13 protein-coding genes and 1 tRNA gene are annotated in these 15811 nt (G+C 62.3%); 5 read left to right on the top strand and 9 right to left on the bottom strand.

The annotated features are described in order from the left end of the window. Positions 1 to 93: 93 nt before the first annotated feature. The gene (locus AC0GNO_RS04035; protein WP_472903044.1) at positions 94 to 2733 is read right to left on the bottom strand and encodes a hypothetical protein; all 2640 of its coding nucleotides are present in this window, start codon (positions 2731 to 2733) and stop codon (positions 94 to 96) included. Positions 2734 to 2807: 74 nt separating this feature from the next. On the opposite strand from AC0GNO_RS04035, the gene AC0GNO_RS04030 reads away from it, so the two are divergent. Continuing rightward, a complete protein-coding gene (locus tag AC0GNO_RS04030) occupies positions 2808 to 3095 on the top strand; it encodes a hypothetical protein (RefSeq protein ID WP_472903043.1) in 288 nt (95 codons plus the stop codon). A 112-nt stretch (positions 3096 to 3207) separates the two neighbouring features. Here AC0GNO_RS04030 and AC0GNO_RS04025 read toward each other — a convergent pair whose 3' ends face one another. Next, positions 3208 to 3435 carry a hypothetical protein gene (locus tag AC0GNO_RS04025; RefSeq protein WP_472903042.1) on the bottom strand — a complete coding sequence of 76 codons (228 nt, stop codon included), beginning with the start codon at positions 3433 to 3435 and terminating at the stop codon, positions 3208 to 3210. A gap of 423 nt (positions 3436 to 3858) precedes the next feature. Further along, positions 3859 to 5196, bottom strand: coding sequence for an integrase arm-type DNA-binding domain-containing protein (locus AC0GNO_RS04020; protein ID WP_472903041.1), 1338 nt, complete (start codon positions 5194 to 5196; stop codon positions 3859 to 3861). A gap of 88 nt (positions 5197 to 5284) precedes the next feature. Here AC0GNO_RS04020 and AC0GNO_RS04015 point away from each other — a divergent pair. From AC0GNO_RS04015 to AC0GNO_RS04005, 3 genes are all read left to right on the top strand, one after another. Next, a tRNA-OTHER gene (locus tag AC0GNO_RS04015) sits at positions 5285 to 5422 on the top strand. 172 nt (positions 5423 to 5594) lie between these two features. Next, the gene (locus tag AC0GNO_RS04010; RefSeq protein WP_472903040.1) at positions 5595 to 6818 is read left to right on the top strand and encodes a tyrosine-type recombinase/integrase; all 1224 of its coding nucleotides are present in this window, start codon (positions 5595 to 5597) and stop codon (positions 6816 to 6818) included. 250 nt (positions 6819 to 7068) lie between these two features. Then, positions 7069 to 8262, top strand: coding sequence for an ATP-binding protein (locus AC0GNO_RS04005; protein WP_472903039.1), 1194 nt, complete (start codon positions 7069 to 7071; stop codon positions 8260 to 8262). Between the two features lie 118 nt (positions 8263 to 8380). Here AC0GNO_RS04005 and AC0GNO_RS04000 read toward each other — a convergent pair whose 3' ends face one another. Next, positions 8381 to 8956, bottom strand: coding sequence for a hypothetical protein (locus AC0GNO_RS04000; protein ID WP_472903038.1), 576 nt, complete (start codon positions 8954 to 8956; stop codon positions 8381 to 8383). Positions 8957 to 9575: 619 nt separating this feature from the next. Here AC0GNO_RS04000 and AC0GNO_RS03995 point away from each other — a divergent pair. Further along, positions 9576 to 10205 carry a hypothetical protein gene (locus AC0GNO_RS03995; protein ID WP_472903037.1) on the top strand — a complete coding sequence of 210 codons (630 nt, stop codon included), beginning with the start codon at positions 9576 to 9578 and terminating at the stop codon, positions 10203 to 10205. A gap of 466 nt (positions 10206 to 10671) precedes the next feature. Here AC0GNO_RS03995 and AC0GNO_RS03990 read toward each other — a convergent pair whose 3' ends face one another. The 5 genes from AC0GNO_RS03990 to soxX all read right to left on the bottom strand — a co-directional run bounded on the left by AC0GNO_RS03990 (position 10672) and on the right by soxX (position 15795). Then, positions 10672 to 11649 carry a D-2-hydroxyacid dehydrogenase family protein gene (locus tag AC0GNO_RS03990; protein WP_472903036.1) on the bottom strand — a complete coding sequence of 326 codons (978 nt, stop codon included), beginning with the start codon at positions 11647 to 11649 and terminating at the stop codon, positions 10672 to 10674. 36 nt (positions 11650 to 11685) lie between these two features. Next, positions 11686 to 12876: a PrpF domain-containing protein gene (locus tag AC0GNO_RS03985; protein WP_472903035.1), complete on the bottom strand. Its 1191-nt coding sequence runs from the start codon at positions 12874 to 12876 to the stop codon at positions 11686 to 11688. A 113-nt stretch (positions 12877 to 12989) separates the two neighbouring features. Further along, entirely contained in the window at positions 12990 to 13217 is a 228-nt protein-coding gene (locus tag AC0GNO_RS03980) for a hypothetical protein (protein ID WP_472888315.1), read from the bottom strand. Positions 13218 to 13297: 80 nt separating this feature from the next. Further along, complete coding sequence (gene soxB, locus AC0GNO_RS03975) at positions 13298 to 15022, bottom strand: thiosulfohydrolase SoxB (protein ID WP_472903034.1); 1725 nt, start codon at positions 15020 to 15022, stop codon at positions 13298 to 13300. A 122-nt stretch (positions 15023 to 15144) separates the two neighbouring features. Then, positions 15145 to 15795 (bottom strand): sulfur oxidation c-type cytochrome SoxX, encoded by a 651-nt coding sequence (gene soxX, locus AC0GNO_RS03970; RefSeq protein WP_472888317.1) that lies wholly within the window; start codon positions 15793 to 15795, stop codon positions 15145 to 15147. Between the last annotated feature and the right edge of the window lie 16 nt (positions 15796 to 15811).

Genomic DNA, 15811 nt, shown 5'->3' with positions numbered 1-15811 from the left:
TCACCTATGGCTTGGCAAAAATGAATTTTTAAAAAAGTGTTTCTATGCAGTAGCAGGTGAAAGCAGCCCTTTTTGACCCAGCAAACCCCGCACCTACGCAGACGCCACGCGGTACAGGGTCACGCCGTCACGGTTTGGTGAACCCTGCAGCTTCAGCGCCTGCCCATCGACCATGGCCGGGCGGTCGGTCTGCGCTGCAAGCAAACGCCCGAGAGATCGGCTTTGATGTGGGTTGCGACACTTCAGCGCCTCCAGCGCGTCGGTCAAGTCGGTCCCACTGATAACCAGGCGGTCGATGACCTCACGCGCTGAAAACTTCGCGTCCTTGAATTCCGTGTGCAGGCAGCGCAGCAAACAGCGCAGCGCGGCCAGGTGTTCGGCGTTGTCGGCGTTCTGCTCGAACACTTCGGCAACATCGCAGCCACCAGCCCACAGCAGCGACTGGCGCACGGCCACGTCCCAGCGCGCGAATCGTGTGCGGGTCGGACAGGTAGCCCCGCTGCGCAGGTACCCGGCGACGATGCCGACCACATGGGTCAGCACCTGCCACCGGATACCCTGGGCGTGGCTCACGACGTCGGCGTTTGCGAACTGACGCGCCTCGGGTCGGACGGCGGCCGGTGCCAGGCGCGTTATCAGCGTCCGGCTGGTTTCGTCGGCACCCAAGCGCAGGTTGTTGCCTGTGATCACGACAGCACTCGCGGTGCTCGCGCGCGCGATCTGGGTGGCGCCCAAAATCCGGCCCTCCAGCACGGGCGCTGTGAGCATGGCGTTCAGCGGACCCAGCGACAGCGCCATACCGTCGGGCACGTTGTCGAAGGTGATCTGAGCGGGCGCGGTCAGCAGCAGCGCCAGCAGTCGCTTTTCTAGCTCTTCATCATTCCCGAGCGGCAGGTTTGTCAGTGGCGCGTCACGCCCGGTCAAAACCAGATGCTGCCGGCGCGCGAGCGTGGTCTTACCGCTCGATTGCGCAGCGGCCAGGATCGCAAGGGCCGGCGCCATATCCAGTACCGGGCGCTGCACTGCCGTGAACAGGCCGGCCAGCGCAGCGTCGGCATCCAGGGGGCTGGCGAACTCGAACCCGTCCAGGTAGTGCAGGCGCAACCACGCGAGTGCGGCCACAGCTTCGGCCTTGCTGTAGGCATGCAGTGCAACGCCTTGGGGACACCCATGCACCACAAGGCCCGTGCCTTGATGCAGTCCGTTCGTCGCGAGCACTTCACCCGCCCCCGTCACCAGGGGCCAGGAAACGACACCATTGATATCGGGCACCAGGCCGGCGTCGCAGGTGATCAGGTGATCAATCACGGCATGGGGGATGCCGATATGCCGTGGTCCACCTTTCGCAGTCACCGTGAACAGTGCAACAGCCTCAGCAGCGGCCACCAGCGTCGGGCGGGAGTGCGCAGACACCAGCACCTGTTCGGGGGCTTCATCGCCCGTGGCACCGTGGCTGTAGAGCGGGGTCACAGAGGCGATGCGGACGGGGCGGCCGGCGTGGCGCACAAGCCCAAGCGGGTCCCGTGCGCGGATCAAACCGGCCACCTCTTGGGCCTGTGTCGCGGACATCTCAGGCCGGTGTCGGATGGTCCGTCTGCCGCATGCGCTTGACTGCAGCAGCATGGCGGCATGGTGCTGTCTAGCCTCTCTCAGTTCGGTGCCCAGCACGCGCAAGCCTTGACCTGTACGGCGGTGCACCTCTTCCAGCACCGCCCGACCCTCGGTCTCGGTCAACCCCGCAGCGCGTGGCGCCCACTCCGAGGCGATGCGCTCGGCTTCCATGTCGCGCAGGTCTCGCATCAGGTCTGCGTACAGGTCCACGTCGGTGAAACCGTCCGCAGTGTTGGCGGGTTCGGGCACCAGGGTGAACACCGTTCGCCAGTGCGCGTGTGGTGTCTCTCTGTCCCACTTGCGCGCCCACTCTTTTTGCTTGCGCAGCGTGCCGAACTCCAACACTTTGGATTCGAAGATGTCCCGGGCGATCGGATGACCGCATTTCTCGGCATGCAGGCTGCACATCAACAGCGGCAGGTATCGCTGAAGGTATGACCCATCGCCGAAATATTCAGCCCCCGCAGTCTGCAGGCGCTCGGTGAAGTCGTGCATTTCGGCCTGGGTCATGGGCTCGGTCGGCAATGCCTCGGTGCGGCGTTCGGCCATGACTGGGAACACCGGTTCAATGAACAGCCCGGCCAGGTCCACAGGTTCTCCGGCGACATGCACAGAACGATATTTAGCCCCGGCAAGGCGGCCGAAATAGAACGATTGCGACGGCCTGAATGATTCAGTCGCCAGCACTCCCCCCAGCGCCGCATTCAGCACGCCCACGTGGTGCCGGCGGGCGCTGGGCTCACAAGGTGCCGACAGGGGTGCCAGGACACGCCAGCGCGGCGCGGCGGGCGTGTTGCTGGCGGTCGTGTAAAACATGGCATCGATACCTGCAGCGCGCGCCAGCACGGCCGCTTCATCGATGGTCACCAACTCGCTGTCATAGTCCCCTTCGACGGCGTACACCGCACGCATGTTTTCATCGCTGCGCAGTGAGCCCTTGTCCGAGCGCTGGTCTCCGAACGTCGCGCACTTGAACAGCGGCATGTCTTTCTTGATGCTGTACTCTGGCGGGTTCGTCAGCAACTCGCACAGATCGGCCCACGTGCCAGCGTGCGCCATTACCTGTTTCGCGTTCACGTCGGGGAACACTGTCCACGTGATCGGGGTAACGGCGGGGCTCATGAACGTGCTCCCACCAACAATGAATACGAACCGAGACCACAGTCTGCGACCCTGTGACCAAAAGTGGGCAAGACATGCGCGCCACCACCGTGGTGATGATCGGCGCCGCAGAAAGGGCACCTCACCTTGATGTGAAAGCCGGTTCCTTCGAACGTAAGGCGGGTTACCTCGGCAGTCGGGCCGGTGCCATCGTGTTGAGCCCGGGACAGGCGAGCAAACACAGGCGATGCCAGAACGAACACGGTGGTCTTTGTGCCCGGGATGGTTCTCCCCGCGCTCAGAACTTCATGGACGTCCTGCCCTTGCGGAACCAAGTCGAACAGCCAGGCAGGGACCGACGATTGCCAATCTGGGGAGATTGAAATAGCATTCATTTTCAGCTTTGAATCTGTGCCCGCTCTGTGAGAGCGGGCTTTTTTTTGATGTGCCGGTCTCTTCAAGACCGGCTGCGGGAGACAGCGCAGCTACTGGTGATCAACCCGTAGCCGATGCGCATACCCATTGCAGAGCGACCACACAGACGGCCAGGGTGTCGGGCGTGTACAGGCTCGCCAGATGGCGCAGGTCATCGCCCAAGCGGTAGCGCGTAGTCAGTACCGCATCACCGTCGATCAGGGTGCGCAGGTCCGCACCTGCCCGCTGCGCATCGGCATACCAGGGCGATGCTGTGTCCATCGCCTGTACAGTGGGCGTGCTGCTCATGCTGCGCCCACCAGTGCGCGAATCTCAGCTACAGGCCAGGCAAGCCTTCCGTTGACCCTGCGGGCGGTAATTGGCGCAGGACGTTGTCCGCACGCCCAAAGTCGGAGCGTCTGGGGTCGTCGGTTCAGGTAGTAGGCGGCATCCTTAGTCGATAGGATGTCGGCGGTCACGTCGCTCAAACGGGCGCGGGGTGGTGCTGCAGTGGTCATCATCAGTTCCTTTGCCCCGTCAACTGCGGTGCATTGAACGGTATGGTGTCGACTAACTCGAAAACAGCTCTGCGGCACTCCTGCGGTGCTAAAAAGTGCATTATTCCAGCACTTTTGATCGATTTTTTTACTAACGGTATCGAATCAGCAGTCAAAAGACAGGGAGAAATGACCACGGCCTGCGGGACCGCTTCGCATCCGTCGGGCGGCCTCGTCAAGCGACCAACTGCAGCCCACCAGCAGCAACGGTCTTGGGGTCGAACTTGATCCCGGCTTGCTCTAGCATCCAGGACACGATTTTTTCGTGCCAGACCCTCAGCAGGTCAATCGGTCGGTTGCGATAGTGCTTCTCGGCCGTGGCGCTGGGCTTGTGCCCCATGAGTTGGGCCACCACACCGGCCGGGCACTCCACCCATTCCGCAAGCGATCCAAACGAGCGCCGCAGACCATGCAGTGACACATGGGGCAGGCCACCAACGGCAAGGGCCTTGCGGTGGTTGTAGGCGGCGGTGTGCCCCACGTTGGGCACTGCGCCATCGGGGCCGAACACCCATGGACCGCGCCTGGGCAGTTGCGCCAGGATGTGCGCAAGGTAAGCCGGGCATGGGATCACGCGCAGGCCCTCCACCTTGTCACGGATGGTCATGCTGCCGCCGAATCGAAAATCGACATCCACCCAAGCCAGACCCGACAGTTCGTTTTTCCGCGCCCCGGTCAACAGCAGCGCGAGCAGGTAGGCGCGTGCATGGGGGTTGCCATCGGCCAGAACTGCGGCGAACCATGCGGGCAGGTGTTCGCGCTGCAGCACATCATCCTTGGGAACCTGCTTTCGAATGAGACGGCGCACGTCCTTTGGTTTATGGGCGTCGGCGTGTGCGATGGTCCCGTATTTCGGGTGCTCTCCGCACCAGTTCAGAAAACCACGCAGCAGGCGAAATGCGAGGGCGGCGCGCGCTGGCCGCATGGCGCTTTCATCTTTAAGCCACTGCGCCACGTTGGAGGAAGTCACATCGACCAGCGGGCCGGACAGCAGCGCATAGAGCGGCCCCGGTTGCGTCACGCCTTCGCTCTTCCGCTTGTAAGCCACGCCACCAGCGGCCACCATGGTGTCGTGGTCTGCGACATGTCGGGCGCTCCATGGGCCACGTTTGGTGAAGCCCACCTTCCGCCCTTCTTTGACGTATTCGGCCCATGCGTCCAGCCCCGTGGTTTCACGCTTGGCGCGTTCGGCTGCCTTGCTCAGCTTATCGGCCCTCTCCGCTGCTTTGGCCGCACGCTTCACACCAGCAGGGTCCCGCCCGCTGTCAATCTCCCGCTGCAGTTCGCGTGCCTTTTCGCGAGCATCGAGAACTGACCAAGAATCGCACCCGCCGATGGTCACACGCCTTGTGGCGCCATCGTGTTGACGTTGGAAGATGTAGGCCGGTTTCCCTGCGGGTGTGACTCGAACCCCCAAGCCTTGCGTGTCGCTGTCCCACATGAACGCCTGTGTCTTGCCTTGGGGACACTTGAACCCGGCCACGCGGCCGGCTGTGAAGTTGATTTTTGCCATGCTGCCCTTCTCTTACATCACACGATGTAACGGCTAATGTAAGAGATTTTTTGATAAAGAAGGGTATCTTTGTCAACGCATTCGCATGGGAAAAGTCATATAGATAGTTGATTTTTAAAGACTATTTCAACATCTGTCAACAATCACGAATCCCTTACAGGCCGGATTCGAAATCCGGCGTACAGTTTCAACTGTACCGAGGGTTCGAATCCCTCCTTCTCCGCCAAAGATTGGTTTCAGGACGTCCCAAAAGATCCCGAAAACCCCCTGGAAGCCCTGCACTGCGGGGCTTTTTTGTTTCTGGACGTCCCACGAAGTCCATTTACAGCCCACCCCTTCCGGGGGCATATTTGGGGGCATAAATCGGGTTCTTCCGATCTTCCAGCAAATATGCCCCCATGCCCCTGACCAAAATCGAGTGTGACCGGGTCACTTGCCCACCCGGTAAGCCCTATGTCCGACTGGCCGATGGTCAAGGCATGTACCTGGAAGTCACTGCGACCGGCGGCAAGTACTGGCGAATGAAGTACCGCCACGCCGGCAAGGAGAAACGGCTGGCACTCGGGGTGTTCCCCGCGGTTTCGCTGGCTGAGGCGCGCAGGAAGCGCGACAAGGCCAAAGCCGATCTGGCCGTGGGCGGGGACCCTGGACAGATCAAGAAAGTGGCCAAGCTGACGCGATCCCTGCTGGACGCGACGACTTTCGAGAAGGTGGCCCGGCAATGGTGGGAACACTGGAGAGGGCCGCGCAGCCCACGCCATTCGGACTATGTGATACGTCGCCTGGAAGCTGACGTGTTCCCTGCCCTGGGCCCGCGACCGATTTCCAGCATCACCGCTCCCCAACTGCTGGCCATGGCCAAGCGCATCGAGTCGCGTGGTGCGCTGGACATCGCCAAGCGGGCATTGCAGACCTGCGGGCAGATCCTGCGGTTTGCGGTGGCCCACGGCGTGATCGAACGCAATCCGTCCGCCGACGTGAAACCTTCGGACGCCCTCAGGCCGCGTCGAAAGGAAAACTACGCCCGACTGGACGCCAAGGAAGCACCTGACTTGCTTCGCAAGATCGAGGCCTACCAGGGCAGCGCCTATACGCGGCTAGCCATGAAACTGATGGCATACACGTTTGTGCGCACGGGTGAGCTCATCGGCGCTCGCTGGGAAGAATTCGACCTCAGTGCAGGTGAGTGGCGGATTCCCGCTGCTCGCATGAAGATGCGTACGCCTCATATCGTGCCGCTCGCGCCGCAGGCTGTGGAAGTCCTGCAGGCTCTGCAAACCCTGTCCAACGGCAGGTCGCTGCTGTTTCCAGGTGAGCGTGATCACGAGCGCCCCATGTCCAACAACACCATCCTGGCTGCCCTTAAACGCATGGGCTACGCTGGTCGCATGACGGGGCACGGATTCAGGGGCATGGCATCCACCATCCTGCATGAGCAGGGCTACGCACACCACCTGATCGAGTTGCAGTTGGCACATCAAGAGCGCGACCAAGTAGCCGCTGCGTACAACCACGCCACGCATCTGGCGGAGCGGCGGGCGATGATGCACGCGTGGGCCAAGCACCTCGACAATCTTCGCAAGGGAGCGGATGTTATCCGAATGTCCCGTCGGTCCGGATAAGTTGCACCGATGCCCTCATGGCTTTGAATGCCTGGCAAGAGTGGTCGGCGTCAACGACCCTGACGACCTTGCTCACGAAGAAAAAACCCCGAGTGGTCAGTTGAGCAGGCGCAAACAAGCGGTGAAAGCAATCGTGGCCAAGGCACCGCTGACTTGGCTCATCCAAGTAGTATGACGTTTTGGCGGTTATTTTATTGACTTTTATTTTTTTTTAGATAAATTATCCAATCAAAACTAAAAAGTCATAAACATGATCGCCTACCCCCGCACGACCCTGGCCGACGAACTGGTGCACCAACTGCAAGGCAAGACCGCCTTTGGCGACGCCCACAACGGTCTGTTCCTGGCCGCGCCCCGGCGCACCGGGAAAACCACTTTTCTGCGCGGCGACCTGTGCCCGGCGCTGGAGCGTGCCGGTGTGGTGGTGGTTTACGTGGACCTGTGGGCCGACGCCGCGCGCGACCCTGGCGTGCTGATCGCCGACGCGATTGGCCGCGCCCTGCAGCCGCACCTGGGTTTGGTGGCCCGCACCGCCAAAAAGGCCGGCGTGGACAAGCTGAGCCTGGCTGGCTGGCTGAACGTTGACACCAGCCGCATCGGCAAGCTGGACGGGCTGACGCTGGTGGACGCGCTGCGCGCCCTGCACGAAACGGCTGGCAAACCGGTGGCGCTGGTGATTGACGAAGCCCAGCACGCGCTGACCAGTGAAGCCGGTGAAGCCGCCATGACTGCACTGAAGTCGGCTCGCGACCAGCTGAACCGCCCGGGGTTGGTGAACCTGATGCTGGTGATGTCGGGCTCGGACCGCGACAAGCTGCTGCGCCTGGTGAACACCAATGGCTCGCCCTTCTTCGGCTCGCAGATCAAGACCATGCCCGCGCTGGGTGCCGACTTCATGGCGCACATCGTGCAGCTGATCGAAGCGCAGCGCCCGGACTTGGCGCCGGTGGACCAGACCACGCTGCAAAAGGCGTTTGAGGGTTTTGGCAACCGGCCGCAGTTCTTCATGGAAGCGCTGGGTCAGGTGCTCAGCCCGCTATCGGGGCTGACGGGCCGATTCGAGCCCGCCATGCAGCAGGCCGCCGAGCAGCGCCAGCGGGACGACGAGGCCCAGATGGAATCGGACTTCCTGGGTCTGAAACCGCTGGAGCAGGCTGTGCTGTGGCGCATGCTGGAGCAAGGCGTGCGGTTCCGGCCTTATGACGCCGAAGCCCTGCGCTTCTACCGCGCGAAGACCGGACGCGACAAGGTTGTGACGCCTCAACAGGCGCAGAACGCACTGGAGTCGCTGCGTCAGCGCTCGCCAGCGCTGGTGTGGAAGTCGGCCCGGGGGGAGTACGCGGTGGAAGACGCCGCCATGCACCGTTGGTACGAAACACGGGCAGCGGCGGGCAGATGGCCACCGCTGAGTCGGCAGGGCAATCTCCTGCCCGATACCGAGTAGCACCCCAGCCGATCCCCGTGCTGGCCGCTGAATCAAGCACGTGACCTCCAACGTGAAACGTCGCTGCTGCTGGGTGCCTGGGTGGTTCGGCGCTTGGGACATGGGGTTCTTCTTCAGTTCAGCGTTTGGATCGATGCTGGAATTCGACGGTCTTCCCGCGCGGGCGCAGATCGGCCAGCAAGGCTGAGGCCTGGACGAGGTGTCGCTGCACATCCCCGTTCAGCGTGTCAAGCATGTCGCGGTAGTCCAGCGCTTGCGACACATTTCCCTGGGTCAGCAACCGCGTAAGGATGTAGACATTGCGGCTGAAGCTGGCGAGGTCTGCGTTCGACGCCGTGAGCGCGGCAAGCTGCTCGACTCCGCTGGCCCCGGATGTCAGCGCAGGGATACCCGCGATGAGACCGGCCAGGTAGGCACCCCTCGAAAGGCCCGCTGAACGTGCACCAGCAATCAGCCGGTCCGCCTCTGAAGTTGTCAATCTGATTGACAACTTGACTCTGGCGCCTCTGGGTACTGAGCCTTTCGCGGCTTCATGACCCCGCGGTGCGGACGGGTCTTCCAGCCCAAGATCGCAGGCCACGGCCCGCCGGACCAGCACTGAAACGCTGACCCGTTGTGCCTGCGCGCGGGCCACCAGAGCACCTTTCAAACCGCGCATATCGACCGTGACGAAATCAGGGTTATGGGTGTTCATGGACCAACCGAAAGGTGCAAAACGTGAACGAAGCGAGGCGCTTGTGAAATCGGCGGCGGGCCGCCTTTCCTGCACTCAACCATGGAGGCAGTCTGGGCCTGGATCGACTCCCGCTATGTGCTCGATTCGGCCCTGAATCCAGCGCCGGCAAGGTGCTTTTTCGGGTCGATGATGGGTCTCACTCCCGTGAACAAACAGCCAAGCGCACTAAGGGCGATCCGGCACCGGGACAAACCAACCGAGAGCGGGTCACCCCCGATGCAACAGCGAACCAGAAACGGGTCGGGAGTGAAACACCACCGAATCAGAGGACCGTCATGAAGCTGGCACCGAAGGATCCACCGGGTCAAAGCACGCGCCGCACCCGTGGCTTCGCGGCCGACATCCGACAGCTTCGTGCACAGGGCTACACCCTCGAAGCGATCCGCACAGCCCTGGCCGAAGCCGGGGTGAGCGTGAGCAAGAGCACCGTGCAGCGCGAGGTGGCGCGGCTGGCTTTGGGCCTGGCTTCCGGTTCGGTCCGAGCTCATCGTCATCGAGAGCCTGAACGCCGACGAGGGTCAGGGGCAGGCATTGCGGGGCCGCCAGTTCGGCGAGCTGCAGGAAGTACCTGCAGACCGTGGCCAGCGTGGTCGTGGACATCGGGGCCAGCAACGTGGAGGACCTGATGGGCCAGATGCAGCGTTACCGGGGCAGTCATGAAGATTTCGATGGGTTTGTGGTGCCCGCGGTGCCCAGGCTGAAACAGCAGATGGACACGATCGCCACCCTGGTCGAGCTGAACCGGATCGGCGTGCCGGCTGCGCGCCTGAAGCTGGTGTTCAACATGATCGAAGACGGGGACAAGGTGGCGCAGGCCTTTGATCCCCTGCTGACGTTCCTCAAGCAGCACCCGATCGCCCGCGCGAACCCGAAGTGCTGTCTGGGCGCCAACGAGATCTATGCGCGGATCAAAAGGTACCAAGATCGATCTGGCCACCTTGGCGAACGATCCGACGGATATCTGACCGAGGCGACAGCCTCCTCGCGCGAGGCTCAACTCAGGGCCATGCAGGAAGGTGCGCTGGAAATGTTCAAGAAGGAAGTCGACCCGGTCGTGCGACGAGTGAGTGCCAAGCTGCAGCAGCTGGCATTGCTCGCCCAGCCCCGAAAGAATCTCTGGATGCCCTGGCTGACGCACGGTTCGGCCTTCGTAACGGGCGCAGCGCTGACCAGGGTGGTGGTGGTGGTGGCGATCTGGGTGCGGTGAGCGGCAGGCCGCAGAAAAAAAGGGCTCTCAGGCCCGATCTCGGATGAGGTCCGACTCGGCCATAGAACGCCACATTTCGCCGGTCACGATGACGTTCTCCAACACTCCAGGTACGTGTAACCATGGGGCACGCGAAAATGGTCTGCCGCCACCCTCAAGGCCATCAAACCCGCATCAGCTAAGGTTTGTAATAAGCCATCCCGAGCTGGCGCGGCGACGACACACGCCGAACACCGAGAGTGGACGTCGTACAAGCCTGAACCAGACCCGACATCACCATGTGCAAGGTTGCAGTTGCGTTTACGCTCCGGGGTCAGCTCACAACGGGCAACCGCGATCGGCGGGCAAGTCGATGACGGTCACGCACTGACCATGGTCCCTGCACTCATTGAACGGGACACGGTGAATAGCGTCATCCTTGAGGTGACCCCTCAGGCGGATGCCTGTTTACCGACATCGCCGTGCTTCAGCAGCCAGGCTTCTGTATTGAATCGTTGGCTTGAGCGGCAAAGTCCACCACATTGCGCAAAGCGGCGGAGAAGTACAACTCGTATCCTTTTTGCTCCACATAGCCCAGATGGGGGGTGGTCAGCACGTTGTCCATCTGCAGCAGCGGGTCCTGAGGGTTGACGGGTTCGTGATCGAACACGTCGAGCGCCGCAAAACCGGGCCTGCCCTGCTGCAAGGCAACCAACAGGGCGCCCGCTTCGATCAGCTCCGAGCGACTGGTGTTGACCAGCAGCGCAGTCGGTTTCATCAGCGCCAGATCACTGGCTTTCACGATACCGCGGGTGGCTTCGTTGAGCCGGAGGTGCAAGGTGAGGACGTCGGCCTGCTCGAACAGGGCCTGTTTCGACCCGGCCATCCGACAGCCGTCAGCAAGCGCCTTGTCGCGGCTGGCCTCCCGGCCCCAGACGAGCACATCCATGTCGAATGCCCGGGCATAGCGCGCCATGCGCTGGCCGATCTTTCCGTAGCCCCAGATGCCCAGGACATCGCCTTTGACGGCCCGCCCGATGCCATTGTGGGCAGGGTCGGCCGAGCTCATCTGCCAGCGGCCGGCCTTCATGTGCGCCACATACTGCGGAATGCGCCGGTAAGCGGCCATCATCAAAGCCCAGCTCAGCTCGGCCGGTGCGGTGGGGTCGCCCATGCCTTCCTTCACCGTGACCCCGCGCCGTTGTGCCGCCTCCATGTCCACATTGCCGCTGACCTTGCCGGTCTGGGAAATGAGGCGAAGCCTGGGCAGTCGCGCCAGCAAGGAGGCCGTCATGTGACTTCTTTCCCGGATCAGCACCACTGCTTCGTGCTCGGCCAGGCGTTGTGCCAGCTCATCCTCGCCCATGGGCTCGGTGAACACGTCCACAGCGTGGCCATCGATCAGTGCAAAACACGGCAGGCTGCGCACGGCGTCCTGGTAGTCGTCGAGGATGGCGATCTTCATGACAGAAATTTCCAGCTGGGTCGATGGGGCATGACTTCAGAACGTGTCACGCCGCCCCAAGGCGCGCATCGTCTCAACAAGGGCCTCGGAAGGCCGGTGGATGTGAAAACAACCGTCCATGAAGAGCTGTGCATTGCGTTCGTAGGCGACCCAGGGAAAAGCAAGGTCCCCCTCGGCCACCTGGCGACCGAACACACGCGCCCGCAGAATGCCTGCCGGATTTTCCATGGCCACAGCGCGCTCCGCATAGTGTGCGGCCAGCGGCTCCAAGCCCTCGGCGGTGCCATTCGCGGTGGTACCAGGGATCAGGCAGGCGGCGGCGAGGCAGCATCCGCCCGTCACGGCCAGCGATGCGTGCGACTCCTGGGGCGTGAAATAGCGTGCCGAGATGTGCCCACCCTGGGTCGGTAACGACACCAGACAGACCTTGGGCACGGTTTCGCTGGCGGCAAGCTCGTCCCCGGTCATGGGCACACCCTTCTTCTTGAGCTGCATGGCCAGACCGGCCTGCACCCAGATCGAGCGCAACCGCAACTTGAGCGACTCGTTGGCATTCAGGCTGGCCACCGACTCGTCGCCCCGCAGACCCACCGCGTCGGCACGCAGGATCACCATCGGCACGGCCACGTCGACGCAGCTGACTTCGATGCCATCGAACACGTCGCGCACGCGGCCGGTGGGCAGCAGCAAACCGGTCTTGGCGCCCACCGGATCCCGCAGGCTCAGCTCCACACCCGGAAACCGGCCATGGACCCCGGGAATCTCGGTGTCGGCCGGAACCACCGGCACACCGCCCGGGGTGCGCACCCTGCAGTCCGTCACCACAGCGGTATTGGTGTTGAAGATCCGGACTTCGGTGCTCGGGTCGCCTGCGCGGAGCAAGCCGTTGTGCAGCAGGAACATCGGGATGGCCGCCGACATGTTGCCGCAGTTGACGCTCCAGTCGATGGCGGATTTTTCTGCGGCCAGTTGGGCCAAGGTGCTGTTGAAGTCGGCGCGCACGCCATCGCCCGGTTCGATGATGAACACCTTGTTGCTGGTGGCCGGGCCGCGCCCCAGGCCGGTGATCTGCCTGTTGCCCTTGAGCTCACCCGCCTCGGGCACACCCATGATCTTGCGGATGATCTCTTCGCCACAGACTGGTTTCCGGACTTCCCAAGGAGTCCACAAGACCAACCACAAGCCCCGTACTCCGGGGCTTTTGTGTTTCTGGGTATATCCCCCCACGGCGCCCGTTCAGCCAACGCTTTCCTGGGGACATATCGGGGGCACAAAAAAATCCCCTTCACAGCCGCGCCGCGAGGGGATTTTTTGCTGGTGACTCAGCGCCCCACGGGTGCTCAGCTGTCGTTGGCCAGCAGCCGGAAGCCCTTGCCGCGCATGCAGTGCGCCACCATGAGTTCCTGCTCTGATTTGGGAACCTTGTTCAAGCCCACCTGGAAGCGACACTCGGACAACTGGGTGTAGGTGTCATCGGAGGACACGTTGGGCTTGGCCCAGAAGGGTTTTGAAGATGCACAACCCGCGAGCACCAGCACCGCGATCAGCATCCCTGCGTTCTTGATCATCGAAAATTCCTTGGAGAGTAAACAGGCGGAGGAAGCATATCAAACGCGCCATCCACCTGTTCACGCCCGGGGCATACCGCTCAGGCAGCTATGCCGGGATTGCCTTGCATGCCTTCCACTTTGGGGGTGTTGAGCTTGCGCGTGGTGATGGTTTTGTGGCTCTTGAAATAGGTCTCCATCACGTCCCAGATCGGCTCGCCCTTGGCACCTTCGGCCACCGGCGCCCAGCCAGCCACCTTGTAGGTCTTGCCAGCTTCGATGGTCTTTCCCTTGAGCATCATGTTGCTGATGCGCTTGCCCGAGCCGGCCTTGGGGTCGCAGGTGTAGGCCAGACCGCCCACACGCACCATGTCGCCGCCCTGCTGGTAGTAGGGGTCGGGGTTGAACAGGTTGTCGCACACGTCTTCCAGCACGGTCTTGATGGTCTCGCCGCTCATTTCGGTGAGCGTGCTGGTCGGGTAGGTGATGGCCACCTGGTCCATCATGAGTTCGCGCGTGATCGCCTGGCCCGGCAGGATGGTGGTGCCCCAGCGGAAGCCGGGCGAGAACGCCAGGTCGGCACCCTTCACTTCCATCAGCGCGTCGACAATGAGCTGGTCCCACGAGCCGTTGAAGTTGCCACGGCGGTAGAGCAGGCCTTCGGACACGGCCAGCTTTTCGTCGAGCTTGGCCTTGTAGGGCGCGCGCACCTTGTCGATGTAGGTCTGCATCTCCTGGTCGGCCGGCAGCAGGTTGGCAAACACCGGCAGCAGCTTGTAGCGGAAGTCCTGCACCTTGCCACCGCGCACGTCGAAGTCGAGCACGCCGAGGAACTTGCTGTTGGATCCGGCGTTGGTCACCAGGGTCTGGCCTTTGGCGTTCTTCACCACGATGGGAGCGGGCATGCCGTCGTGTGTGTGGCCGCCGAGAATGGCGTCGATGCCGGTCACGCGCGAAGCCATCTTGATGTCCACGTCCATGCCGTTGTGCGAGATGACCACCACGGCCTGTGCGCCCTTGGAGCGGGCCTCGTCCACCATCTTCTGCATGTTCTCGTCCTGGATACCGAAGGTCCAGTTCGACACCATGTAGCCCGGGTTGGCGATGGGCGTGTAGGGAAAGGCCTGGCCGATCACGGCCACCGGCACGCCGTTCATTTCCTTGATGACGTAGGGCTTGAACACCGGGTCACCGAAGTCGTTGGTCTTGACGTTCTGCGCCAGGAAGTCGAGCTTGCCGGCAAAGTCCTTCTCCACGATTTCCTGCACGCGCTTTTCGCCCAACGTGAATTCCCAGTGCGGGCACATGGCGTTGACGCCGAGCAGCTTGCAGGCGTCGACCATGTCCTGGCCATTGGTCCAGAGCGCGGTGGCACTGCCCTGCCAGGTGTCGCCACCGTCGAGCAGCATGGCGTAGGGGCGGCTGGCGCGCATCTGCTTGATCAGCGTGGCCAGGTGCGCAAAGCCGCCGACCTTGCCATAGGTCTTGGCAGCGCTTTCAAAGTTCAGGTAGGTGAAGGCATGGGCCTCGGGGGTCCCGGGGCGGATATTGAAGTGCTTGAGCAGACCCTCGCCCACGATGTGCGGCGGACGGCCCACGGCCTCGGCCACGCCCAGGTTCACGTTGGGCTCGCGGAAGTAGATGGGCATCAGCTGCGCGTGGCAGTCGGTGAAGTGCAGGAAGCTGACGTTGCCGAACTTGGGCAAGTCGTACATCGCTTGACCCGCACCCGGCTTGCCGGCCAGCACATCCTTGTGGTCCAGAGCCATGCCACCCGCACTGGCCACGGCCAGCACCTGCATGAATTCACGACGACTGAAGCTCATAAACATTCCTTAACAATTGATTGCTGATATTTGCGCCAAATTTTTTTGCCGACATCCTGCCCCCGGTTCGATACCGGGAGCAGGCCGCACCACAGGTCAGGCGTCCTGTGGGCGTGGTTTCATCACTGGTTCACCGGTGAAGCGGGGTCGAGCAACAGCGCCATCACGTGTTGAAGCTGCTTCTCGTTGAGAATGCCCTTGTGGCCTGCGCGCGGCATCTGGGAACAGGCGTTGTAGGCACGCGAGTTCCACAGCTTGCCCCAGGTGTATTCCACGATCGCCTTGGATGCGGCGGCATTCGGATCCGTCACACCGCGCAGCTTGCCGTAGTTGTACAGGCTGGGACCCAGGTTGCCGAAAGAGATTTCCTTCTTGTCCATCTGGTGGCAGTTGTAGCAGTTGCCCCCATTGGCGGCTTCGGCCTTGTCTGTCCAGGTCAGGCCACGGCCGCTCTGGGCAATTTTTTCGCCCTCTTTCCAGTCACCCAGGAACTTGCCGTCACTGGGCATCTTCACGGTCTTGAGCTCGGCGGCTTCGATGGCTTTGGCGGTCTTCTCATCCAGGGGCTTGCCCGCGACATCGGCAGCGCTGCACAGGCGGTTGGTTTCGTCCTGCTTGAGGTATTCCATCGTGGCAATGCCTTTGGGCTGGAAAGAAGAGGCCACCACATTGGCGTGCATCTTGTCGTAGTCCGCTCCACCGACGCCTGTCGTGCAGGCGCTGAGCGCAACCACGGCCAGAGGAACGAGTGCAAAAGAGATCGATTTTTTCATGGGTTGAGTCTCCTGA

The organism is Hydrogenophaga sp. L310, from assembly GCF_055703065.1.
Note: the sequence above shows the minus strand (reverse complement) of the source record. Positions and strands in the feature narration are given on the sequence as shown.

Coding starts and splice junctions, on each gene's coding strand:
- AC0GNO_RS04005 (WP_472903039.1), top strand. CDS start 7,069: ATGATCGCCTACCCCCGCACGACCCTGGCCGACGAACTGGTGCACCAA.
- soxX (WP_472888317.1), bottom strand. CDS start 15,795: ATGAAAAAATCGATCTCTTTTGCACTCGTTCCTCTGGCCGTGGTTGCG.
- AC0GNO_RS04035 (WP_472903044.1), bottom strand. CDS start 2,733: ATGAGCCCCGCCGTTACCCCGATCACGTGGACAGTGTTCCCCGACGTG.
- AC0GNO_RS03980 (WP_472888315.1), bottom strand. CDS start 13,217: ATGATCAAGAACGCAGGGATGCTGATCGCGGTGCTGGTGCTCGCGGGT.
- AC0GNO_RS04025 (WP_472903042.1), bottom strand. CDS start 3,435: ATGAGCAGCACGCCCACTGTACAGGCGATGGACACAGCATCGCCCTGG.
- soxB (WP_472903034.1), bottom strand. CDS start 15,022: ATGAGCTTCAGTCGTCGTGAATTCATGCAGGTGCTGGCCGTGGCCAGT.
- AC0GNO_RS04020 (WP_472903041.1), bottom strand. CDS start 5,196: ATGGCAAAAATCAACTTCACAGCCGGCCGCGTGGCCGGGTTCAAGTGT.
- AC0GNO_RS04010 (WP_472903040.1), top strand. CDS start 5,595: ATGCCCCTGACCAAAATCGAGTGTGACCGGGTCACTTGCCCACCCGGT.
- AC0GNO_RS03990 (WP_472903036.1), bottom strand. CDS start 11,649: ATGAAGATCGCCATCCTCGACGACTACCAGGACGCCGTGCGCAGCCTG.
- AC0GNO_RS04000 (WP_472903038.1), bottom strand. CDS start 8,956: ATGAACACCCATAACCCTGATTTCGTCACGGTCGATATGCGCGGTTTG.
- AC0GNO_RS04030 (WP_472903043.1), top strand. CDS start 2,808: ATGCGCGCCACCACCGTGGTGATGATCGGCGCCGCAGAAAGGGCACCT.